Consider the following 23,032-nt stretch of genomic DNA (forward strand, 5'->3'; position numbering starts at 1 on the left):
CGCATCGATGAGCGATTATGAGGCTGTCCGCACGCCTGCGGACACATCCATTCCCGGCTGGTACGGTATTCTGCCGCCTCCCAAGGCACCGGAGGTGCTGCGCGGCCGTCACACGGCGGACTGGCTCATTGTAGGAGCTGGGTTTGCTGGCTTGGCGGCCGCGCGGCGCCTCTCACAGTTGGTGCCGAACGAGCGCATAGTGGTGGTCGATGCTCAGCGCGTCGGCTGGGGTGCCGCCGGGCGCAACTCCGGCTTCATGATCGATCTTCCGCACGAGCTCGGTGGTGAGCATTACGGCGGAAGGCAGGACCACGACCGCAAGCGCATCCGCATGAACCGGGCCGCGATCGAATTCTCTGCTTCGGCCGCGGACGAATACGGGTTGCAGAAATACTTCGTTCGAGCCGGCAAGTACCATGGAGCTGCAACTGATCACGGTGTTGCGGTCCTGCGCGAATTCGAAAAGCACCTGACGGGGCTAGGCGAGCCATTCGAGCGGCTCGACGGGCCGCAGTTGAAGGAAATCACCGGAACCGAGTTCTTCGTCGGCGGTATGTTTACGCCGGGAACGGTAATGGCACAGCCGGCCGGCTTCATTCGTGGACTCGCCGAAGGTTTGTCGAGGCGTGTGCAGCTATTCGAGAATTCACCGGTCACAACTTTGCGGACCGGCAAACTGCACACTGCCAAGACGGCTGACGGCGAGATCAAAGCGCCGCGGTTGATACTGACAGTCAACGGTCATCTCGAAAGCTTTGGTTACTTCAAGAAACGCCTGCTGCATGTGTTCACCTATGCCAGCATGACTAGGCCGCTCTCCAAGAGCGAGCAGGCAGCGCTGGGCGGTGAGCCGCATTGGGGCTTGATCCCGGCCGATCCGATGGGATCAACCATCCGCAGGATCCGGGATCGGATCGTCGTCCGCAACACCTTCACCTATAATCCGGACATGTCCACCAGTGAGAAGCAGATCCGTCGGATCGGCGTCGTGCACGATCGATCATTCCAGGCGCGCTTCCCAATGCTGGGTGAAATACCGATGGAGTTTCGCTGGGGAGGCCACTTGTGTCTCTCCCTAAATTCCGCGCCCGCATTCGGCGAAATTGAAGACAGAGTCTTCGTAGCTGGATGCTGCAATGGCTTGGGAACGGTGCAAGGCACCCTCTACGGGATGCTGGCTGCCGATCTTGCCGTTGGCAGCAACGAGCCAATGGTTGCAGACGCCCTGAAAGAGCCAGCCCCGGTTCGGCTTTATCCAGAACCGCTGATGTCGATCGGAGCGCCGCTGAAGCTGTGGGCGATGCAGAAGCGCGCCGGCAGAGAGCTCTAGCTTTCTCGTTCTTGCGCTGCCGCTTCGCGGATCCAGCTACGGAGGCTCTGGGCGGCAGGGGAAAGCGTGCGATTGTCATACCAAGTGAGATAATAGCTGCCAGGGGCCGGGAGCTCAAGATCCGTCAGTCTGACGAGCTTCCCTTCGTCAATTTGCGCCTTGACAAGGCGGTGCCAGCCGACGGCAACGCCTTGGTCAGCCTGGGCCGCCTGAAGCGCCACAAAGAACTTGCCAAAGCGCCGACCGCGAGTCGAGCCGTGCGGTACCCCCGCACGCCGTAAAACCTCGTCCCAGCCAGCCCAGTCAGGATCCACCCAGTCAACATGCAGCAAGGGGAGATCGGCCAGCGACTCCGCCGTCGTATCCCGATGTCTGCTTGCAAATCCCGGTCCGCAAACGGGATAGATTGTCTCGTCGAACAGAAGCTCAGCATTTTCGTTCGACCACGATCCGAATCCGTAGCGGATTCGCAACTCGACCTCCGCGCGGAGGTAATCGCGAGGATTGTCCGAGATAAGGTGGTCAACGGCAATATCCTGGTACCGTGTCCAGAAGTCCGGCATGCGCGGGATCAGCCACGTCGACGCGAAGGCGTCCGTGCACGCCAGCGTGACATTCTTGGAACGATCGCCGCGTTTCACATTTCGGACGATGTCTGCAGCCCGCGAAAAACCGCTGGCCAACACGCCATAAAGGTCTTCGCCGGCGCTTGTCAGCGCCACACCGGTTCCCAATCGGGTAAACAGTGGAACCCCCAGTTCGTCCTCGATGGCTTTGATCTGGCGGCTGACGGCGCCAGGAGTGACGTTCAGTTCCGCGGCAGCCAATTTGAACGACAGGTGCCGGGCAGACGCCTCGAAAACAGCCAAAGCGGTCAGGGACGGCAGGTCGTAATAGCGGCGAACCATCTCAATGCTCCACGCTTCGATAATTGCTCCGCGCGACAAATAGAGCAAGCGATGCGCAAGATATCGGGAAAACCATTTGCAAGGCGGCGCAATAGCCTACGTTTCGACTGACTATGGCTGCGATCCCCAACCCATTTGCGAAGAACATAGGAAAACTGTCCGAACCATGCTTCGCGATCTGCGACACTGTCCCACCAATGTCCGACGCGCAGCAGCGTAGCATGTATAAGGCGATGTCTGTGCTTAGCAACTCAACAAGGGGGTGAGACTTTTGCAGGGCTGCCCCACTGGTCTTCGGCAGCCGTTCAGAGATTATGAGCTGAACTTTCCGCTCATAAGATCGTCTTGAACTATGGCTGACATTGAGAAGAAGACAGCGGTGATAACAGGCGCGGCCGGAGGTATCGGACATGCGATCTCCAGACAGTTCGTTGCCAACGGCTTTTGTGTGGTTGCAGGCGACGCCGATCAGGCTGGTCTAGACAAGCTCGAGGCCGAACTCAACCGAACCGAACAGAATGTCTGGAGCAAGACCGGCGACCTCAGGAACAAGGCCTATTGCGAGGATTTGATCGAGTACTCCGTCCAGGCCGCAGGTCGGTTCGACGTGCTGGTCAATAATGCCGGAATAATCACGCGCGGAAACATTTCTCGAGACGACCGACGACGATTGGGAGCGGACGTTCGACATCAATCTCGCGTCGATATTCTACACTTGCCGCAAAGCCATCGGACACATGAAGGCTCACAGCGGCGGCGCGATTGTGAACGCATCCTGCTAGGGAGTTTGTCACCGACCCTAGCACGCGGCGTATTAAACCAGCAAAGCAGCCGTATCGGCCGTTTCCAAATGTCTTGGCCGCGACCATGCAGGTGATGGGATAGGGGGTCAACGCGGTGTGCCCCAACGAAGTCAACACCCCGATGCTGCGTACCGGTTTTACCCGGCGTAGGCTTCAATCCGGACACAGCCATAGCGGAGCTCAACAACACGGTGCCGCTAGCTCGGATCGCTGAGCCGGAAGACATAGCCGACGTGGTATTCTTCCTATGTTCCGACGCCGCCCGCTACATCGCCGGCACGGCGGTCGAAGTGAACGGCGCAAAACCTGTCTATTGAGGGCATCCATGGCTGACAGACTGGCAGGCAAGATTGCAATCATCACCGGCGGCGGACGTGGTATCGGCGCCGGTATTACACGGCGCTTTGTCGAGGAGGGGGCGAAGGTTGCCATTGTGCAGAGAAATTCGCCGCCTGACGCGTTGCTTGACGGTCGAACCATCCATGTGAAGGCGGATCTCGCGAATTCCGTCGACATTCGATCAGCCGTCGAGACTGTTGTCGAAGGCTTTGGTGGCCTGGACATCCTGGTGAACAACGCCGGGATCATGTTCGAGAAGACCGTCGAGGAAATGACTGAGGCGGACTGGGATCACATGATGGACATCAACCTCAAAGCCCCGTTTCTGCTGGCGAAAGCAGCAATGCCGCACCTTCGGGCGCGGGGTGGGGGCGGCATCATCAACATCGGCTCAATCGAAGGCCTGGCGTCCAATCCGGGGCATCCTGCATACTCCGCCTCGAAAGCGGGCATTCATGGCTTCACAGCAGCGGTCGCGGTCGATCATGGGCACGAAGGAATCCGGTGCAATGCTATTGCACCGGGTTGGATCAATTCTGATCTCAGTGAGGTCTACCTCGACGGCATGGCCGAGAGTTCCCGCGTCCGCAGAGAACTGCTCGCCATGCATCCGGTTGGGCGTCTTGGCGAGCCGACCGATGTCGGAAATCTTGCGGTCTGGCTTGCCTCGGCAGAGAGCGCCTTTGTAACCGGTCAAGTCTACGTCATCGACGGTGGCCGTACCAAAAAGCTGCCGCTACCGATTTCATAAAGGAGGCGAAGCACCGACCTTTGTCAGGCTGTCGGATCAACTTTCTCGCTAAGTTTGCTTGGTGATGCGATCGATACGGATTGCCGGAACCATGACGGCGAGGCCACACGGACGAACAGGCCATGGTTGGTGACTTCTCGAACAAGGACGGGGGCCTGAGGCCGGTCCTCGAAGGCAAGAAGCCGATCGGATCGCTACACACCGCCGACAACGCCGGTCTCGGTCTCGGTCTCGCCCAGGCCATCTCTGTCGCCGAACTGCTAGAGATTGCTGTCGCTTTCAGTCACGTTACGTTGCGGCAAGCAATGTGAGATGCCGATAGATATCTCGAGCCAACGTCAGTTGCTCAATTTCGATTGATTCATCGATCGTATGCGCCTCCTCCTCCCGCCCGGGACCAAGCCCAATCGTAGGGATGTTGCGTCTACCCGCCGACTCCGACCCATTTGTGCAGAACCACCAGGTGCCCACTGACGGCTCAACACCTGAAGCCTCAACTGCAGCGATGGCGTTGTTAAGAAGCATGTTGTCGCTTTCAGCCTGCCATGCCGGCAGCCAGCGAGGAGGCATAGCGGTCCTACCCGTATAAGTCATCACGGGGTCCTCGGTTATGGCTAGGTCGAAGCCGCGAATTTCAGCTTGGTGAAGACAATCCTCGATAGAGCTCAGGATATCTTCCTTCCTTTCTCCGGGTAGCGTCCGTCGATCGAAGCGGATTTTTGCGGCGCTGGGAATCATGGAGATCGATGGGTAAGGGGAGGAGATCACGTCGGTAGGAACCAGAAGCGCTTCGCCAAAATCACGATCCTGGGGAAGCGGCAAAGCCTGTAGCGCCTGAAGTGCCTTTGCCGCAGCGTAAAGTGGGTTGATTCCGCATTCGGGAGACGCCGCGTGCGCCGGCTTTCCATGTAGGGTAAGAAGAATCTCTAGTCGGCCTTTTTGTCCCGACTTGATTTGCAGCTTCGAAGGCTCGCAAATAACTACGGCCTGTGGACGGCAGGAATCCAGTACTGCAGAAAGTGCATGACCTTCAATAACCTCCTCCAGCACGCTCGCGGACACTGCGACACGACGCTTCAGCTTGCCTTCCCGGGCCGCGGCGGCAACACCACATATTGCGGCAGCAATGCCGCCCTTCATGTCCGTGCTCCCTCTCCCATAAAGCCGTCCTTCGCGAATTTCGCCTCCAAACGGGTCGACGGTCCATTTCCCCGTAACCGGAACGACGTCCAAATGTCCATCGAACAGTATCGCGAGGTCGCTTTTCTCAGGGCCCACCGTGCCGAGAACCGATCCGTTGTGGTCGATGCTTACCTCAAAACCAAATTCTCGCATCCGCTGTGCAACAAGCGATGCTACGCAGCCCTCTTCGCCGGACAGACTGGGTGTTTGCACAAGCGCTCGGGCAAGGGACACAACGTCGCTATTTTCCATTGCCGTCTCCAATATTTACTATTTGACAATCGCAGCGACTAACAAAATATTTCGCCATTTTGAAAACCAGTGGGGAAGGAGCAGACCCAACGGCAGACGAAATGCGTCAATAACAAGGCATTTAGGGCCATCCCTCGAGTCATCCCCAGCCAACGTGAAAGGCGTGCCTGATCCATTCAGAGGCACGCAAGGTGGACCGCAGTCGCTTATGCAGTCTTCCTTATGGCTTCCGCGGGCTGGCCCACGATCTGTAGATAAAGTGCGGGATCCGTAGCACCTTCGCTGCCAAACACCAGAATCCGGCTGGTCGAGCTAAGACCCATAGCAGCGCGTTGAGCCAAATCTTGCGCGGATCCTAAAAAACCCGCCAGCCCCCCCACTGCCGATTCACCCGCGACAAGAGGATCGTCTCCAGAGCGCCCCTCCGCCAAAAACGTCATAAGCTCGAGCGCAGACTGATCGTCGATAGTCAGGAAAGCATGTGCACCGATGCGAAGGATTTCCCAAGCCAACAGCGATACTTCGCCGCAAGCTAGACCGGCCATGACGGTATCTAGCTCCCCATGTACAGCCACTGGATGGCCCGCTTTGGCGCTTTCGAAGAGACAAGCCGCCTTCGCAGGCTCCACAATAATAACGCGCGGTCGCTTTGGACCAAGGGTCTCCCAGAAATGGGCACAGACCGCCGCAGCCAATCCTCCAACACCTCCTTGCAAGAAGATGTGAGTGGGCAATTGATCCGACGGCAATTGGCGAAGGACTTCTTCCGCCATAACCGAGTAGCCCTGCATCACGTCCCGTGGCACATCGAGATAGCCTTCATACGAGGTATCGGAAACCACAAACCTGCCATACCTTGCCGCATCAACTGCGGCCTGCCGCACAGCATCATCGTAATTGCCCGCTGAGCGTACGATCTGTGATCCATATTTTGCAATCGCATCTACCCTGCCTTGACTGACGGTCGCATGAACATAAATGACGCACTGACAGCCGAAGCGTTGCGCGCCCCAGGCAACCGAACGACCATGATTTCCGTCGGTCGCGCAAGTCACCGTAATTTTATGCGTAATTTCGGTGTACTTGCCTGACAGAAGATCATCAATGTCGACTTTTTCTCGTCCTGTGTATGCGCAAATCTCACGAGAAAGTAGCCGGCTGACTGCATACGCCCCACCCAGTGCCTTGAAGCTACCAAGACCGAACCGACTCGCCTCATCTTTGTAGTGAATCGCTTCGACTTGCGTAGCACGCGCCAGTCCGCGCAAAGGCACGAGCGGCGTGGACTGATATCCGGGCCAACGTTCGATCTCGCTGGCGGCGTTAGCAGAAGCAGCCAGGCTAAGAATTTCGCGCTGGGTAGCTCCATACTCAGCGCTCGGATCGGCGGCCGCATTTAATGTGCTCTTCAGATCCACCTTCGGAATCAAGGTACCAAAGCCGCAGCAGACGGTATCCACGCATGCCATGATATCTGTCACCTCCGTCCCGGTTACCTGCAGGGAGCGCCATAGCACCGGCAGCGCAAAAGACCAGCGCCACGAAGCTGCAAAAAGATCACCTCACACGTGAGTCGATGGACGAGTTCGGACTGCCTTTTCCGCCCTCGGGGAGACGAAGCGGTGCCAGCTCCTGGCCATTGCGCTCGCCAACAAGATGACGCGTGGCATCTGGGCCATGCTGACAAAAGAAGAGAACTAGCGGAATCCGGCAACAGTACCTCCATGAGCATTCAGCAGCACACCTGAAGCCGGCCCGCCGTGGATGTGAGGAAGCCTGAACCACATGGGCAAATGATCGATCAGATTGGAGTCGGGAAAACCAGAATGACGCACCGACCCTCACGCTCGCTTTCTAAATTTGGACCTGATCCGCGCATCACCTTAGCGGCCAGCGGCACTCCACGGCTGCAACTCAAGGCCTGACACAAGACCGCTCTTGATCACGCGTTCAAAGTTCAAAGTCTTCCTTGCAAAACGGCTGGCACACACACAGTATTATGTAGATTATGTAGCGTGCTCGCTGGGCTGCCACTCGTCTTTTGCCCCAGCAGCAGAGCTTCGACAAGTCGGCTGATGGCGTCGTCATCGGGAAGATTCGGCGACGTCCGTGCGCCTTGATCTCACCGTTTAGACGCTCGATGGGATTTGTAACCGGTATGATCATGACGGTGCCATCCGAACCCCGCTGGAGATGAGCGATTTTCGGCGATGGTGCGACCATCCGGGACAGGGCACCGGGAGCACGCCAAGTGCGGGCAGCCCGATGTATTCGATGGAGATCTGGGTTCCCGATGAGCGGACGGAGCGGCTTCGCCGCCTCGTCGCGCGGCGCAACCAGGTCGTTCGGCATCGCACGCGAGTGAAGAACGAGGTGCATGGCATCCTGCAGGCGCACCTCGTGCCGAAGTGCCCGCATGCCGATCTGTTCAACCGTCGGGGTCGCACCTGGCTCGAGCGGCAGGTGCTTCCCGACGACGAGCGGGCCGCTATCGCCCGCCACATCCGGGAGATCGATCGCCTGGCCGAGGATCTGGCTGACCTCGATCGCGACATTGCCCGGGAAGCGGTTGATGATGTGCAAGTCCGGCGGCTTCAGACGATCACCGGCGTCAATGCCATCGTCGCGAGTGGTATCATCGCCGCCGTCGGCGACATCCGGCGGTTCCGCGAGCCGCAGAGGCTAGTGAGCTATTTCGGCCTCAATCCGCGTGTGCGCCAATCCTGTCTTGGCTTGGCGCAATATGGCCGGATCAGCAAACATGGGCGTTCCCATGCCCGCGCCATGCCGGTCGAGGCCGCCTGGGCGGCGGCGAAGGGGCCCGGACCGCTCAGGGCCTTCTTCCTACGCATCCGCAACAAGCGTGGCCATCAGGTCGCAGCCGCGGCGGTCGCCCGCAAGCTCGCGGTGTTGATCTGGCATCTGCTGACAAAGGAGCAGGACTACTTCTGGGCTCGCCCTGCGCTGGTAGCGGCAAACCAGAGGTCGCCGCGGTTCGGCTTACGCCTACAACGTGAATGAGTCGCGAAACAGCGAGAAAGCCGCGGCCGAGAATGCCGAGCGTGCCTACGAGTTGATGGTCGGCATTGGCGGCCACCCGGGCCGAAGCGGCGCACGGACGCCACAAAGGAGGAACGACTATAACGGCTGCGTGGCGTCACTCTCATCCTCTAGCACCACTCTTTGCCACGTGGTCGTCCGTGCCGGACAAATATAGCATAAGGAATGTGCCGGCACGACCGCCGCCTCGGTCCCGCTCCAGACTGGCGCCGCGCTCGACGCAGTCAAGGCGTGGCCTGGAAACCTCAAGCCGGCCGTGCCGCCATCGCACCGGCCAACCTTGACTGCGTCTCCACACGCTCGCACGGGAAATCCTGTGGGGGCCGGGACGAAGAAACACGCTCACCTGAGTCGAACAAAGAGACGTAACAGGAATCGAAAAAGCCGAAATCAGGCTTGTCGATGTCATCCGTCGAGTGGAGCGTGGCGCGATGCTCTTTGGGGAGGGTCATGTAGGCAGGAACGTCGGGCTCGCCTGCGTTCATGATTGTCGCCAACTGCGGCATCTTTGGCCGGATCTGATCGGCGACTGCTCGCCATTGCATGCTCGCCGCGTCGGCGGTCTCCTGAGCGAAAGCGGTTGCGATGAAGGCAGAGATGGCTTTGACGGTCGAAGACCGCGCCTCTCTGCCGCCAGTTCGTCTTCGCTGGCGTCGGCCTCCAGCTCCTCAAGCTGCAACTCCATCTGGTTAAGAAGCCTGGCTTTGCGTTCCGAGCGACTGCCATGGATGTCGCGCTTCAGCTTCTCGATCTCCAGTCGCAGTCGCGCGATCAGCGCATCCGAGTGCGAGTTCACGGCTTGCGCGCGGGCAGCGAGAGCTTGCGCCTCGCGGCGGGCGGCATGCTCCGCGAGGATCATCGCGTGCGCACTGGCAAGATCATCAGGAAGCTGATCGGCCGCATCGGTCATGGCGCGATGGAATCATATTCGCTCCTCCATGCCAACGATTTTGATCATCCCGCCGAGCTCGGACGCCAGGTCTTTTGCGGCATCCGCCAGTCGATGCCTTCGAGCAGATAGCCGAGCTGAGCGGGCGTGATCACCACCGTGCCGTCAGCCGCAGAGGGCCAAATAAAACGCCCGGGCTCCAGCTTCTTCGCACCCTGACCGTCATGCCAGATCACCTTGATTAGCCATCCCTGACGCCCGCGGAAGCAAAACAAGTGACCGCTGTGCGGATCGCGCTTCAAGGTCTCCTGCACCATCAATGCGAGGCCGGGGAAGCCCTTGCGCATATCGGTATAGCCAGTGGCGAGCCACACCTTCACGCCGATCGGGATCGATATCATCGCCGCTCCAGCACATCCAGGATCCGGCCGAGCGCCTCGCTATCGATGTCACTCTCAATCCGCGGCCGACGGGCGCCGCCAAGCTCGATTGTCACCGTGCTGCTCTTCTTGCGCGGTCGGGAGATTTGGCGGTGGCTGCGCCTCGACGACCTCCACGGGAACAAGCTGCGGCACGGACGGCGCGGAGATCTGTCAGAGCTCCTTGCGCCACCGGAAAGCTGGCTCACATGAAGGCTCGCCGATCGCGCGATCTCCGAAACACTGGCCCCAGGCTCGAACGTCGCCGCGACCAGCCGCTCCTCCTCCTCCCGAGACCAGCGCCGGCGCCGCTCGACCGACGTGATCACTTCAATCTGATGCTTCGTCACAGGGCTACTCCTAGTGCTTGCACTAGGACTTGCAGCCTTCAGCCTACCTCGGCAAGGCGGCCGTCACCGTGGGGATACTGAGTAGCGCGCAGCGAAGCACTGCCTCCGTCGGCAGGCCGGCGCGACCGGTTCCCTGACCCCATGCCGGCGCAGCTCCCGCGTCACCAGCCCGAGCAGCTCGCGATGTTCGTCCAGCCACTGCGATATGGCTTTCAGCTCACGGCCGATCTCGTGTTCGGCGAAAAGCTCGAATACACTAGATTGGACGGTGCGTTCTTGGCGCATTGTCGGCTCCGGCGGTTGCGGATTTCCCTTAGAATCAGTGGAATGATCTAAAGTGTACCTGAAACCGTCGGGCCTTTCCTGCGGAAATTTGGCGATCCCTCCAGTAATTTCAGCAGCTTACCGTTTATGGGCGAGCACTAGTCTAATGATTAAACCTCTTCAGCAAAAAGTAGTGTTCGAAGCTTGGGGGCTGGTCCCCGATGGTGCCAAAGATCGTGTACCCCGAGCGCTCATAGAATGCCGGAGCTTGAAAGCTGAAGGTGTCGAGATAAGCACCAATGCATCCACGCTGCTGGGCTTCATGTTCAGCGCGAGAGAGGATCAGTACACCAATGCCAGCGCCCCGAAGATGCTCCGGCAGCCATAAAAGCTCAATGTGAAGCCAAGACGCAAAAATGCGACCGATAAGACCTCCGACAACGTCGCCGGACCGATTTCTGGCGAGTACGCTAATAGGCTCCGAAGTGCCTACTCCGCGTGTCTTATTGAAGGATCTGAGGCCGTCTAGGACTACTTGGTGATCGCTAGCAGTTGGCGAGGTCGTTGTATCGATAAACACCTGCATGTTACATATGCCGTTTGATGAGGAAGATTGTGGATAGTCTCACTGTGGTTGTTGGTGTTCCTGACGGGGTTGTCCTATCTGCCTGCGGTTGGGGGAACTTGTCAGCTTGGTATCTAGCATCCCTGAGATCGGCGAGATCAAAAGAACACGCAGGCATTAGTCATGAGGGTGTGTGATGGATTGTCGTCATTGGGGAAAGGGCAGGCCCGCCAATCCACAACTAATAGATCTTCCGGTGTCACTATTATTTCCGCCGGACGGGTGATGCCACCTTGATCAGACAGTATCTGCAATATAGGCATGGTGGTAGGATAAGTTGCTCCTGTCGCGCGCGAACGCTACTTTGTGGTACCCCGCCCGTAACTGTCAGACGATTCTTCTCGATGGAAATAGGTACTGTCAAGCGGCCGTCCTTCGGGATCATCATTTCTACATCGGTCGAGTCGTGGGATGTCGTCAGTCTTTCCCCGCCTACTCGATTTTCTGCCATGCGCCAGGCTTCACCCGTGGCGCGTCAGCATACTTCTGAGATTGAAGCACTGGCCGGAGGTCCTTCAGACCGGTGCCTGTTAAAATAGTGACTACGGTTTGACCAGGTTGCGTCATGCCGAAGCTTACCAGACGCTCAGTAGCCGCATACGCTGCCGCTGCCGAGGGCTCGACAAAACAGCCGTGCTGGCGGGCGAGACTGTGGACGGCGTCGATGATCTCAGTGTCAGTCAGCTCGATGGCGGATCCGCGAGAGGTGTATAAAGCCCGAACTGCGAGGTCTGCGTCTCTCGGCTCGCCCACGCTGATACTATCGGCCAGACTCCGGGGTTGTGCGACAGCAAAGTGATCTCCCCTGTAGCGGCGAGCAATCGCGTTAGAACTCTTCGCTTGCGCCGCAATGAGCCGGGGCAGGGAAGTGATCATTCCGATTTTGAATAGCTCCTCGAACCCTTTCGCCATTCCAGACAGAATGTTGCCGTCCCCGGTAGGAACGACAACCCAGTCCGGAGCTTGCCATCCGAGTTGCTCAGTGATCTCGAACGCACACGTCTTTTTGCCTTCGCGAGTGTAAGGGTTCCGTCCCGTGTTACGATTGAGCACGTCCCGATGTCGGCTGACCTCGTTTGCTAGGTTGAAGGCGTCGTCGTAGGTGCCTTCGACCCTGTAAACTCGCGCACCATAAGCTACGCTTTGGGCGAGTTTAGCGCCTGGGACGTTCTCAGGCACAATGATTGTTACAGAAATTCCCATAGCTGCGCCGAGACAGGCCAGGGATGCCCCAGCATTGCCCGTAGATGCCACAATCACATTCCTGATGTTGTTTTGTGCGGCTAGAGCAAGTACAACCTCGCTGGCCCGATCCTTGAGCGATCCACTTGGATTGCGAGTCTCATCCTTAAGCAGAAGGCGGACGCGGCCAATACTCCCGGCCTCGATTAATGGAGTCCATCCGACATCAAGGCGGCTTGCATAGCGAGGATGCGCCGGCAGCAATGGCGAATATCTCCAAAGGGACGGTTTGCCAGTCGAGCCCGTTGAAGCAAGTAGAGCCGCCTTGGTTGCCGCGCCAGTACTGTACCGGATCAGGAGATTTGATTGTCTTGTGCAGGAGCAGACGGACGTATCGGGCTCTGCTGGATACGAGGCACCACACGTTGAACATACGGCTAAGAGCTGCGTGCTAGCGGCCAGGGGCAAAGCCCGCGTTAAATTCGCATTGAGGATCGGCTTTGGATGCTCAGAGGTCTGGATCATGGAGTCAACCTTAGGCTTCATACCCATGGCCGTCGCCTCATACTCGGGTAAGATCATAGAAGAAATCAGGGAGTTCAGTAGCCGCTCCATTGCGCACTGTCGCGTCGAGCACATGCAATCCAACAGCGAGGTCGAGAATTCCCATTCCAAAGGGGGAAAAGATTACCGGCCGCGATCTATCGGGAATGGGAGCGCCACAAAGAATTGCGGGCAGTGTCCATCCCACGAAGTCTCGGCGCCCGGTCTGTTGATGGGCCAAGTGGAGCGACGTGTTCGCCTTGAGGCAATGATCAACATCGTCGACCACATTGTGCGCCGAAAGAACAACTTCGGGAGAGAGGTCGCGAAGCGACACATGAAGCACAAGTGGGTTATGAGAGAGCGAGGCTGGATCTGTTATGTACGGGCTCGACGCAGTAGTCGTAAAAACAATAAGATTGGCGGTTCGAGCTAACTCTGTTGCCGAATCGTGTTTTTTTACGCATCCGACTGTTTGTCCGAACCGGAGGGCAAACGCCTCTGCCGAATCCGCATCCATGTCGTGCAAGTGCAATTCTTCGAAGTGCCACCCGGTGCGCAAGAAGAATTCCACAATATAGCGGGCGATGAAGCCTGTACCGACTATACCGAGGCGGGGAGCAAAACGGCTGTGACCGTTTAGCCAAAGAGCTCCGAGCACCGCTGACGCCGCAGTACGCGCTGCGCTGATCACACTCGCCTCAAGGCACGCCAGCGGATAGCCCGTGGCTGGGTCGTTGAGAATTAGCGTAGCCGATGCACGTGGTATGCCCCGCGACAGGTTATCGGGGAAGCTCGCAATCCACTTGATACCGGTTATGGATCGTCCGGGCTCTTCGATGTGTGCAGGAAGGGCTATAATGCGGTCCTGTTCTCTGTTCGGGAAGCATAAGAAGAAACTGTCTGGATTGACTGTATTCTTCTGTTCGTGTGCCCGGTAGGCAGCTTTGACCGTCTCTATAACAGTGTCTATAGATTCGTGGATTGTCTCGTATGCGCTTCGCCCGGAGACGACGCGAAAGCATGGCACCGATCCTGCTTGATAATAGCTCATGATCATTTCCTTAGGCCTGCAAGGTGTTTAGAGGGCTTGAGCCCGGGGAAGTTTTGCTCAACCCATTGGTCGTCAAAGATCGTATCGAGATACTTTGATCCGAGATCCGGTGAGATCGTAACGACCGTGTTGGTCTTAGCTATTCGGTCTCCGATCTGAGCAATTCCTGCGAGGACCGTGCCAGTGGAGCCGCCGACAAGGACTCCTTGCCGCGCAAGCGCACGGCACATGGATATTGTCTCGGTTTCATCTACGTGGATGACTTCGTTGAGAAGGGTAGGGTCAGTGATCTCCGGACAGCGGCTAGTACCAAGCCCTGGTATAAGCCGGCGAGCCGGGAGTGTTCCGAAGGTTACGGAGCCTTTCGCATCGACGGCAACGATCCTGGTAAGGGGCGAGTTACGATGGAAGTACCGAGCACATCCCATCAGCGTTCCGGTTGTCCCGGCACCAATCACCAGCCAATCGACTTTTGGGAAACGGCTCAAGATTTCTGGGCCGGTTGTGTCATAATGCGCCTTCCAGTTGCTGTCGTTCGCATACTGGTTAACCCAGACTTTTGACGGATCTCCGGCACATATGGTCTTGATCAGTTCGATACGAGCGCCGAGATATCCCCCGTTCGCATCCTTAGTTGTGACAACTATCACCTCGGCTCCCAGAGCACGCATGATCTTAATACTACTAGAAGCCGCATTTGCGTCAGTGACACAGATAAAGCGATATCCGCGTGCTGCGGCGATCATGCTAAGTGCAATTCCAAGATTTCCGGAGGATGACTCTACGAGTGTGCCTCCCGAAGTGAGAGTTCCTGCGCGCTCAAGGTCATCGATGATTCGTGTGGCGGCCTTCGCTTTGACGGAACCCGCTGCATTTAGACCTTCGCATTTTACAAACACGGGTGCTCGGACAATGTTCTCGACAGTGAAGAACAGGTTTGAGGGGATTAAGTCAAGGAGAGATCTGGAAACTCGGGAGAAGAAAGGTGAGTTCGACAGAGGAATGTCCAAGGAGTTGTGGACATAATTAGAAGTTGTCACAACAATATCCTCCTTAAAGATCACGATTTTCAGGAACGTTTATCGATGATTATCGATAAATGAACATAGTGATTTCAAAACAGGTCAGCAGGACGATTCCGAACGCCGGCGCCATCACGTCGAGCTCAATCAAGAGGATGTCCGTCCCAGTGCATCGAGCGATAGCGCCAGAAGTGGCATTGTAAAACCGGGGGAGATCGAAGCGGCAAATATGCTGCCGATGATTGCTACCCGGGTTAGTTGTCGACAACCCTGCATGAATAAGCATCTTTGAGCGTGGACGGACGAATGTGATCGTCCGCGCCAAAGTCAAAGAACGATGAAACCTGCGTTTTCCGCGATGAGACTGAAGTGGACCCCCTTGTCGGCCTTTTTCGGCTATTAGCTGGCGTGCGCTGCTGCAGTGTGCTGGATATCCCTTGAACATTGGTCTCATTTTAGCTGCCCAGGAATTTGCGAAGCAGTGCTCAGTGTGAGGAGATCTTCGAACGAGAACCGCGATTGGAAGGAGAGTGCCGCATTGCTGCCAGGGTACAGTCCTGGGATGGTGTTAGCCTCGAGATAGACGGGGGCGCCGTCGTTATAAATAAAGTCGAAGCGCACAAGCCCTTTGCAGTTCAATTGCCTATAAAGCCTGAGGGCATCATTGCGGATACGTTCTGCCGCCGGTCTACGGAGTATCCTCGGTGTGGCATGCTCATCGACCAATTTCAGCTTCAGCCGGTCATCGTAGAAGCGCCAGCCGTCTGGAAGGTCGAATAGTACAGCATCGCCAATGATAAGCTCTGGGCCACCTTGAAAGATGCCGACGGTACCGAATGGCCCTTCTATGAATTCTTCAAGGCGCCATCTGGAGCGGTCAGTAGGTTCGATTCTGGCAATTGCCTCCGCGGCTGCAGCCTGGCCATCCAGCATCTTGATTCCAAGACTGTCCCCCTCGTCAATCGGTTTGAGGACCAGTATCCGCGATTGCTGGAGTTCGCGCGGCCAGGACCGAGGATCTCCCAGGGTTGTAACTAAGCAGCCGTGTGGGACTGGATACCCCGAATCACGAAGCAACGAGACAAAGATCTCTTTGTTCATTCCGATTGCGGAGGGCAGTGTTGATGGCCCGGAGTAAGGAACGCGTAGGATGTCAAGGAACCCCTGCATCGTACCGTCTTCGCCTCCTGCGCCATAGACAACATTTAGTACGAAGTCGCATTGGCGAACGGCGCGGAGCAGATGGTCTACATCGTTCGAGTCCACAACTTCAATCGAACGGCAAAGTTTTTGAAGATAGGGCAATAGTGCATCTCTAGTTGTAAGTGAACTTCCGCGCTCGGTTGATGAGCCTCCTGCAAGAAGAATGAGACGCGTATTGGACAGAACTTCTCGTGCGTCAGAAAGCAGTGCGGCGTCATGCTTATTGTCATCCATATTGTCATCCTCCTTGAATGCGAGCTCGTACTGAGTACTCGTCTGCGCGACATGTCCAAGTGCCTTGTTGAACATCTCGGCCCGGAGCCGGGCGCCGTCCTTCAATGGATTAGGGCTGGCCAGGACGGCCTGAAAGAGCGCTTCTCAGCTTAAGAGATGGCGGTGCTGCCCTGACATGTTGCTTCCTTCCTTCGTTCCATCAATCGCGGTTACCTGCGATATGAGTGTCGGTCGGCAGCCCCCGCCGCCTCACAACAAAAGTCGCAAAAGTCGTGCCAACTGCGCAGAAGAGCTCAGAGAGAATTTTTTGAGTGTTATTCAATGCATTAATAAGAGTGCAGTAGGAAACCGGCCCAACACCATCGTGTCGCTGACTCAACACACCCGACCGTTGTCGGTTGTCGAGCATCTTCCCAGGAATAGCTGACAGGATCCTCCGTGGGTAAGCGGCGACCTGACCTGATGGAGTGGCGGCCTCGGCTCCCAGCATCGAGGTGCCATAGTGTGGCTGTCACAAGTCAAATGAGGGAGAGCCATCCATGGAGAAATTTGCCACAGTTAGTCTGAATATTGCGAAAGCAGGTCGCGCCTTGCGAAGGGCTTTGCGTTGAAGATCAGAAGCCGATGGCAACGCCGCGGTTTGCAAAAAAGCGCTCGAAGCTGACGAGCGACAGCGTCACGCTGGCCTGACTCGCCTCGTCATGACCAGATGGGTTGTGGAAGCGGATGGCCTCGGAAGAGGCGGCCGTCACCAGCACCAGATGCCCACCTTTGGATGCCGGCTCTTGCTCTGGCCAGCGAATAGAGTGATGCACAGAGGCCATGAAAAACTGCCGCCTTGAGAGAAACTCGGGAATGGCGACAGTTTCGACATTCGTCATCACTTCTGCTTCCAACCCGAAACGCTCGGTGATGAACGTGACGAAGGGTGCATAGATAAGCCCCTTGATCGAGGCATCAAGCTCGTTGACGACGTAGCTGCCATAGGTCGTGCAGGCGCGCGCGAGGCTGAGTGTTGGGTGTAGCTCGCCGCGCGCCGCAAGGATCATCTTCAGGCAGGCCATGCCGCAAAGGTTGCCAGCCCCGCGCACATATTCCTCAATCGTCTTCGCACCGGAATTGCGCCACAGAGGGTCATGCTGCAGTGCCGGTGGTCCGTCCACCAGCACTGGCAATGTCATTGCCGGCGTTTCCCATTGGGTGAAATAAGGGACCGTGAGCCCAGGCATTTTCATATGCGATCAAGCTGACCGAGGTATCAAAGCACTCAAAAGGGCGCCGTTCTCTTATTCCGGAGGTGGCGGCAACCCGAAGCTAGCACATGGCCGTCGCACCGCCGGACAAATGGGGCCGGCGAGCTCCGCCACGGATGCGCATGCTGCATCAGGTTCAGGTCCGCTCGCGGTCTGCCGGATACAAGTCTGCCGCGCGACCTCCGCGCCTGGCTCCGGCGAGCTCATCTATAGGGTATCTGCCGTCAGCGTTTGGCCCCGCCGGACACGGCTGACCCGGCAAAGCCCTGCCGCCAGTGTTCGTGAGCGTCAATGACAAAGTCGCATGGCGTTGGCTGCAGCCACCCTTGACCGTCACCGTCGCGGCGAAAGCTTTACCGCATGCTTACGTCTTCTATGTCCGTCGACGATCACCTCTTACCATCTTTGCTGGTGCGGCCTGCAGATTATTCGGCAGCGGTCGGAAATGGCGTGATCGACCAATCGATTGAGTCGACGGCACGCTGAAGTATGGCCTTCGTCTGAGCGAGGTCGGATGAGGTGGCGATAACATAGCCGATCCTGTCTCGGTAATCGCCTTTCCTGAGGATCGGGGTCTTGGGTTGGACAATAAATTTGGCCTCGACGACACCTGGTACGGCAGCCGCCCGGGTACTGCCGTCGATCCAGTCCAGGATGCCATCGCGATCAGGAAGTAGGGACCGCGAGGCCACAGTCTGCGAATGCTTTTTGCGCAAATCCCATTTCTCTCCGATGACAAGCTTGAGGTGCTCGGTGATGAGATCGACACCGTAAGCCAGCTGAATCAGTTTAGGATCCCCGCTCGCCATACGCGGATTGACTTCAATGACGACTGGGCCACGCTTTGTCCACCGGAATTCAATGTTCGTTGGCCCCCAGCCAAGATCGAGAGCTCGCAAGCAGCTCAGCGAAACATCGGCGATATGTTTATACTCGTCATCAATCAGCGGGGCGGGAAAGGTGTATTCATGAAAGACGAAATGCGGTGGGGGGCCAAACTCAGCGGCGGCAATCGCAATGACCTCATTTCCCATTATGTTTGCACAGAAGTGTGGGCCTTGTGCGAATTCTTCGACCAGTATCCTAGGTGAAGACCGCCATATATGCTTGCCGCCCAACAGATAGGTCGTGTGTTCGGCTAACTCGTCGACGTCGCGGCACAATCTGACGCCGTAGCTGCCGTTGCCGACGGCTGGCTTCAGAATTACCGGTAGGCCGATCTCCGCGGCAGAGGTTGCTACCTCGCTCGCATTTGCTGCCACGCGATAGGCTGGTACTGGAACGCCGGCCTCGGCGAGGAGCTGACGTTGAGTGAATTTTTCGCAGCATCGTTCAATGGATGCGGGATTCGGTCCCGGCAGATCGAAATGCCGGCAGAGCTTGCCAGCTGTCGCATAAACCGCCTCCCTGGCGCTCGTAATGCCAGCAATGTCATAAATCGCACCTAGCCGGGAACATTCGCGGATCAGCGCATCGAGATTGTTTGTATCGACACGGATTGCCTCAACCCCTGCCGCCGCAAGATTGTCGTACTCAACTGGGTCGGCCGACAGGGTTATTGGGTGCAGACCAAGACTCTGGGCCGCGAGGACGTACGGCAGACAAGCCTTTTGCGTAGTGCCTTCAAGCAGGATGAGCGCTCTCGTTGCCATTGCTGTTATCTCAACGTTGCGTGCAGTGTGGCGGCCTGTGCGTAGATTGGCCGGCTTTTTCGGCCGTGCCTCACCTTAGACCTTGCGGTGAACGTATCATTGTCAGCGATCTGCGCTCGCAAAGATTCTGTAAAGTTATTTGAAGGATCTGTTGCGATGTTCAAGGGACGCTAGTCTGACCTGTAAGAGTTCAAACTGGACCTGACAGACGGCGACATAGGCTAGCAGGCTGTTGAAAAAGTGGCTCACAGCGGAGCTGTGAGCGTGATTCAGTCTCTCCGTAGAGATTCGGAGAACGAGGCATGCGCGGTGGAGAAGAACGGTCTGGCGAACTGTTCAGTTATGTTGATCTCGAGGCTCGGGTGCGCGCGATCATCCGTTGCGGCGTATTCGGGCGATTGTGATCGAGACGCTGGCGGCATTGGAGCGGGACTTGCCCCGCTGTATTCGCCGATGGGGCGGCCTTCGATCCCGCCGGAAAAGCTGCTGCGAGCGGTGCTGCTGCAGGCGTTCTACTCTATCCGATCGGAGCGGCTTTTGATGGACCGGCTGGATTACGACCTTTTGTTCCGCTGGTTTGTCGGTATCGGCGTCGATGACGCGGCCTGGAACCATTCGGGGTTCTCAAAAAACCGCGGCTTCCGGCCTATCCTGTTCACCATTTTGCTTATCCTACCGTATATCTGAGTCCTTTTTATGTTAGGGGCCCTCATCAACCATCGTATCTGGGACTGCGCAAAAAAGTCGCCTGAGGCTTTACTTTATTTCAATTGCATGCCCGCCGCCTGCTGCCTAAACGTTCCATCGTTGAAGCTAATGTGACGCCGTCCCGCGCCCAGGGCCGGAGTTCAACGTTACGGCAAGTGCTCGACGAGGATCCCACCGACAACATCAAATTGCAGAAAACTGCTTCACAAAGGCGCGGATCGTTTGCGCCACAAATAAAAAAGGGGAACTGAAGCATGACAATCTCTCGAAGGAACCTATTGAAGGTGGGCCTGGCCGCTGGAGCGGCGATGTCAGTCCCCTCTGTCCTGCGGGCGCAGACAGAGGCAGCGGCTGCAGCTGCGCGAACTATGCGGATGGTAAAAGGAATCGACCTACGCGTCTTCGATCCGATCTGGACGACGACGAACATCACCGCCGATCACGGCTTGGCAATTTACGACACGCTGTTCACGCTCGACTCCAAGTTTATGTCTCAGCCGCAAATGGTCGGCCGGTGGGGCGTTTCCGACGACAAGAAGACGTATACATTCGAACTGCGGGATGGTCTCGGTTGGCACGATGGCACCCCTGTCACCGCGGCGGACTGTGTCGCCTCCATCCGTCGCTGGGGCCAAGTCGCACCTGGTGGGCAATTGATAATGGGACGCGCCAGCGACATCTCCAAGAAGGACGACAAGACTTTCACGATCGCGCTCAAAGAGCCGCTGGGGCTTTTGATAGATCTCTTGGCGGATGTGACGCCGCCGTGCCTGTTTGTCATGCGCGAGAAGGACGCCAGTCGCCCCGCGACTGATCAGGTCACCACGAATGTCGGATCTGGTCCGTTCAGGTTCAATGAAGCTCTTGTCAGGCCGGGCTCAAGTTACACTTACGACCGCAATGAACAGTACGTACCACGCAGTGAACCGTCCGACGGACTGGCCGGCGGTAAGATTGTAAAGGTCGATCGCGTCGTCTGGGATAATATCGCTGATGTGCAGACTGCGTTCGCTGCTCTGCAGGCGGCCGAGATTGACTACTGGGAGGTGCCTGCGGTGGACCTTTACCCGCTAATCGAGGGCGATTCCAATCTTGACTTGCAAGTCCTGGACAAGGCGGGATCAGACGCGTACGTCCGTTTGAATTGCTTGCAACCGCCATTCAACAACGTGAAGGCCCGTCAGGCGATCCTTCACCTGATCGATCAGGAGGCGTTCATGAAGATCATGGCGCCGAACTATGGCCGTCCGGTTACTTCGATATTTAGCAATGATAACCTTGTATCTAACAACGAAAATACTGGGTGGTACAAGAAAGGCGGCGATCCCGAAAAGGCTAGGCAGCTGTTCAAGGAGGCAGGTTATGCCGGCGAGAAGGTCGTCATTCTCGATCCGACTGATTGGCACGAGGGTGACAATGCCTCGCAGTTTCTAGCGGCGGAATTACGCAAAATCGGCATCAATGCCGAGCTTGCGCCGAGTGACTGGGGCGGCGTTAGCACGCGCCGGGCGAAAAAGGACTCCGTCGAGAACGGCGGCTGGAGCATGTTTATCTCGACCCAATTTGCTTATTCCTTTGGCAATCCGCTCACAAGTCCTGGAATGCTCGCGAGCGGCGACAAGGCTTGGTACGGCTGGCCGAAAAACGACGAATATGAGGCGCTGCGGGCCAAATGGGCGGATGTCGAAACGCTCGAAGAGCGCAAGGCACTGGCGCTTAAGATGCAAGCAATCTGGTGGGACTTCGTCGGCGATGTGAAATTGGGAAATTATGTCACCCCGATCGCGCGCCGCAAGACCCTTACGGGAATTATCGGCATGCCCCAGCTTATTCCCATGTGGAATATGCAGAAAACGTCGGCCTAATGGCGGCTTACCTTTTGCGGAGGTCTATTTCGACCATCGCCGTCATGGCGAAGGTCGGGATATTCGTCTTCCTGTTGTTGAGGCTGGCGCCCGGCGACCCGGCGGCGATGATCGCCGGCAATTCGGCCACGGAGGAGGTCGTCGCCGGCATTCGAGAAAGCATGGGCTTGAACCATCCCCTTGCAGTTCAATTTTTACACTGGATGCGCGACATGCTCGGGAGCGATTTCGGCACCTCGATCTTTTCCGGTCGCCCAGTTCTGGAACTGATTTTGCAGCGGCTTGAGCCGACCCTCTCTCTATCGATCCTGACAATGATCCTTTCAGTGACGGTCGGCATCTCTTTCGGTATCTTCGCGGGGTGGCGCACCGGCGGCCTCATCGACCGGCTCCTGGCGGCTTTTTCGGCTGTTGGTTATTCCGTTCCCGTATTTGTCATCGGCTATTTCCTGATCTACTTCTTTGCTATCAGGGCACACTGGTTGCCAGTCCAGGGATATGTAGCGATCGACAATGACCTGGGACGCTGGTTTGAGCACCTGATCCTGCCCACCGTGGCGTTAAGTCTCGGTTATATCGCGTTCATCGCGCGGGTTACGCGGGCGAGCATGCTTGAGGTTTTGTCGGAAGACTATATGCGAACAGCCGCTGCCAAAGGCGCTTCGTCCTATGCAATGCTCTTCCACCATGCCTTGAAGAATGCCGGCGTCCCGATCCTGACCGTGATAGGCATAAGCTTTGCCTATCTGATCGGCGGGGTTGTCCTCACGGAAACGGTGTTCAACATCCCCGGTACTGGTCGTCTGGTCGTCGATGCAATCAACACCCGCGACTATCCCATAATCCAGAGCGTTCTCATCCTGACTTCGGGTCTGTACGTCTTGATCAACCTCACGGTCGATCTTGCCTATTCGCTGATCGATCCCCGCATCCGGTACTGAAATGACGCTCCCCTCCGCAGCACTCAAATCCGCGCCATCAGCCCCTCTGGGACTTCACGGTTTTCCCCGGTTCGTTAAACGGCACCCACTGGTCCTCTTCGGCGGTGGCCTGCTGACACTGTTGATCGTTCTGGCACTCGCCGCCCCGTTTTACGCGGGCGATCCGGTGAACATGGATCCATTCAAACGCCTCCAGCCACCTT

20 protein-coding genes and 5 pseudogenes are annotated in these 23,032 nt (G+C 57.2%); 10 read left to right on the forward strand and 15 right to left on the reverse strand.

Annotation, left to right across the window (positions count from 1 at the left end):
- Positions 1-7 precede the first annotated feature (7 nt).
- The gene (locus NKJ35_RS27545; RefSeq protein WP_352650636.1) at positions 8-1,330 is read left to right on the forward strand and encodes an NAD(P)/FAD-dependent oxidoreductase; all 1,323 of its coding nucleotides are present in this window, start codon (positions 8-10) and stop codon (positions 1,328-1,330) included.
- Here NKJ35_RS27545 and NKJ35_RS27550 read toward each other — a convergent pair.
- Positions 1,327-2,238 (reverse strand): LysR substrate-binding domain-containing protein, encoded by a 912-nt coding sequence (locus NKJ35_RS27550; RefSeq protein WP_352650638.1) that lies wholly within the window; start codon positions 2,236-2,238, stop codon positions 1,327-1,329. The two genes, NKJ35_RS27545 and NKJ35_RS27550, sit on opposite strands and share 4 nt — an antisense overlap.
- A 352-nt stretch (positions 2,239-2,590) precedes the next feature.
- Here NKJ35_RS27550 and NKJ35_RS30980 point away from each other — a divergent pair, with 352 nt between their 5' ends.
- The 4 genes from NKJ35_RS30980 to NKJ35_RS27575 all read left to right on the forward strand — a co-directional run bounded on the left by NKJ35_RS30980 (position 2,591) and on the right by NKJ35_RS27575 (position 4,442).
- Entirely contained in the window at positions 2,591-3,115 is a 525-nt protein-coding gene (locus tag NKJ35_RS30980; protein WP_502904677.1) for an SDR family NAD(P)-dependent oxidoreductase, read from the forward strand.
- A 96-nt stretch (positions 3,116-3,211) separates the two neighbouring features.
- On the forward strand, positions 3,212-3,358 hold the full coding sequence (locus NKJ35_RS27565) for an SDR family oxidoreductase (RefSeq protein ID WP_352650666.1): 147 nt from the start codon (positions 3,212-3,214) through the stop codon (positions 3,356-3,358).
- A gap of 8 nt (positions 3,359-3,366) precedes the next feature.
- Positions 3,367-4,131 (forward strand): SDR family NAD(P)-dependent oxidoreductase, encoded by a 765-nt coding sequence (locus tag NKJ35_RS27570; RefSeq protein ID WP_352650639.1) that lies wholly within the window; start codon positions 3,367-3,369, stop codon positions 4,129-4,131.
- 122 nt (positions 4,132-4,253) lie between these two features.
- Positions 4,254-4,442, forward strand: coding sequence for a hypothetical protein (locus NKJ35_RS27575; protein ID WP_352650641.1), 189 nt, complete (start codon positions 4,254-4,256; stop codon positions 4,440-4,442).
- On the opposite strand, the gene NKJ35_RS27580 is transcribed toward NKJ35_RS27575, so the two are convergent.
- Positions 4,420-5,565 (reverse strand): YgeY family selenium metabolism-linked hydrolase, encoded by a 1,146-nt coding sequence (locus NKJ35_RS27580; RefSeq protein WP_352650643.1) that lies wholly within the window; start codon positions 5,563-5,565, stop codon positions 4,420-4,422. The two genes, NKJ35_RS27575 and NKJ35_RS27580, sit on opposite strands and share 23 nt — an antisense overlap.
- A gap of 206 nt (positions 5,566-5,771) precedes the next feature.
- On the reverse strand, positions 5,772-7,046 hold the full coding sequence (locus NKJ35_RS27585) for a diaminopropionate ammonia-lyase (RefSeq protein WP_352650644.1): 1,275 nt from the start codon (positions 7,044-7,046) through the stop codon (positions 5,772-5,774).
- Between the two features lie 793 nt (positions 7,047-7,839).
- Between NKJ35_RS27585 and NKJ35_RS27590 the strand changes: the two genes are divergently transcribed.
- The gene (locus NKJ35_RS27590; protein ID WP_502904678.1) at positions 7,840-8,586 is read left to right on the forward strand and encodes an IS110 family RNA-guided transposase; all 747 of its coding nucleotides are present in this window, start codon (positions 7,840-7,842) and stop codon (positions 8,584-8,586) included.
- Positions 8,587-9,020: 434 nt separating this feature from the next.
- On the opposite strand, the pseudogene NKJ35_RS27595 reads toward NKJ35_RS27590, so the two are convergent.
- From NKJ35_RS27595 to NKJ35_RS27650, 12 genes and pseudogenes are all read right to left on the reverse strand, one after another.
- A pseudogene (locus NKJ35_RS27595) lies at positions 9,021-9,224 on the reverse strand (transposase); the annotation flags it as partial.
- A 26-nt stretch (positions 9,225-9,250) separates the two neighbouring features.
- A pseudogene (locus NKJ35_RS27600) lies at positions 9,251-9,535 on the reverse strand (transposase domain-containing protein); the annotation flags it as partial.
- Between the two features lie 44 nt (positions 9,536-9,579).
- The gene (gene tnpB, locus NKJ35_RS27605) at positions 9,580-9,915 is read right to left on the reverse strand and encodes an IS66 family insertion sequence element accessory protein TnpB (RefSeq protein WP_352650646.1); all 336 of its coding nucleotides are present in this window, start codon (positions 9,913-9,915) and stop codon (positions 9,580-9,582) included.
- Positions 9,912-10,283: a transposase gene (locus NKJ35_RS27610; protein ID WP_352650648.1), complete on the reverse strand. Its 372-nt coding sequence runs from the start codon at positions 10,281-10,283 to the stop codon at positions 9,912-9,914. The genes tnpB and NKJ35_RS27610 overlap by 4 nt, the downstream gene beginning before the upstream one ends.
- Before the next feature lie 79 nt (positions 10,284-10,362).
- Positions 10,363-10,568 (reverse strand): annotated as a pseudogene (locus tag NKJ35_RS27615) (ISNCY family transposase); the annotation flags it as partial.
- A 142-nt stretch (positions 10,569-10,710) separates the two neighbouring features.
- Positions 10,711-11,133, reverse strand: coding sequence for a GNAT family N-acetyltransferase (locus tag NKJ35_RS27620; RefSeq protein WP_352650649.1), 423 nt, complete (start codon positions 11,131-11,133; stop codon positions 10,711-10,713).
- 471 nt (positions 11,134-11,604) lie between these two features.
- Positions 11,605-12,993, reverse strand: a complete 1,389-nt coding sequence (gene thrC, locus NKJ35_RS27625) for a threonine synthase (RefSeq protein ID WP_352650668.1) — start codon at positions 12,991-12,993, stop codon at positions 11,605-11,607.
- Positions 12,917-13,951 carry a 2,3-diaminopropionate biosynthesis protein SbnB gene (gene sbnB, locus NKJ35_RS27630; RefSeq protein WP_352650651.1) on the reverse strand — a complete coding sequence of 345 codons (1,035 nt, stop codon included), beginning with the start codon at positions 13,949-13,951 and terminating at the stop codon, positions 12,917-12,919. The genes thrC and sbnB overlap by 77 nt, the downstream gene beginning before the upstream one ends.
- Positions 13,952-13,953: 2 nt before the next feature.
- Positions 13,954-15,015, reverse strand: coding sequence for a 2,3-diaminopropionate biosynthesis protein SbnA (gene sbnA, locus NKJ35_RS27635; RefSeq protein ID WP_352650653.1), 1,062 nt, complete (start codon positions 15,013-15,015; stop codon positions 13,954-13,956).
- A 408-nt stretch (positions 15,016-15,423) separates the two neighbouring features.
- The gene (locus NKJ35_RS27640; RefSeq protein ID WP_352650655.1) at positions 15,424-16,410 is read right to left on the reverse strand and encodes a D-alanine--D-alanine ligase family protein; all 987 of its coding nucleotides are present in this window, start codon (positions 16,408-16,410) and stop codon (positions 15,424-15,426) included.
- A 614-nt stretch (positions 16,411-17,024) separates the two neighbouring features.
- Complete coding sequence (locus tag NKJ35_RS27645; RefSeq protein ID WP_502904679.1) at positions 17,025-17,639, reverse strand: hypothetical protein; 615 nt, start codon at positions 17,637-17,639, stop codon at positions 17,025-17,027.
- Between the two features lie 449 nt (positions 17,640-18,088).
- Positions 18,089-19,315 carry an ATP-grasp domain-containing protein gene (locus tag NKJ35_RS27650; RefSeq protein ID WP_352650657.1) on the reverse strand — a complete coding sequence of 409 codons (1,227 nt, stop codon included), beginning with the start codon at positions 19,313-19,315 and terminating at the stop codon, positions 18,089-18,091.
- A gap of 302 nt (positions 19,316-19,617) precedes the next feature.
- On the opposite strand from NKJ35_RS27650, the pseudogene NKJ35_RS27655 reads away from it, so the two are divergent.
- From NKJ35_RS27655 to NKJ35_RS27670, 4 genes and pseudogenes are all read left to right on the forward strand, one after another.
- Positions 19,618-19,951: pseudogene (locus tag NKJ35_RS27655) on the forward strand (transposase); the annotation flags it as partial.
- 326 nt (positions 19,952-20,277) lie between these two features.
- Entirely contained in the window at positions 20,278-21,888 is a 1,611-nt protein-coding gene (locus NKJ35_RS27660) for an ABC transporter substrate-binding protein (protein ID WP_352650659.1), read from the forward strand.
- Entirely contained in the window at positions 21,888-22,829 is a 942-nt protein-coding gene (locus NKJ35_RS27665; protein ID WP_352650661.1) for an ABC transporter permease, read from the forward strand. Before NKJ35_RS27660 ends, NKJ35_RS27665 begins: the two co-directional genes overlap by 1 nt.
- A gap of 1 nt (position 22,830) precedes the next feature.
- Positions 22,831-23,032: pseudogene (locus tag NKJ35_RS27670) on the forward strand (ABC transporter permease); the annotation flags it as partial.

Source organism: Mesorhizobium sp. M0136, assembly GCF_040322515.1.
Taxonomy (GTDB): domain Bacteria; phylum Pseudomonadota; class Alphaproteobacteria; order Rhizobiales; family Rhizobiaceae; genus Mesorhizobium.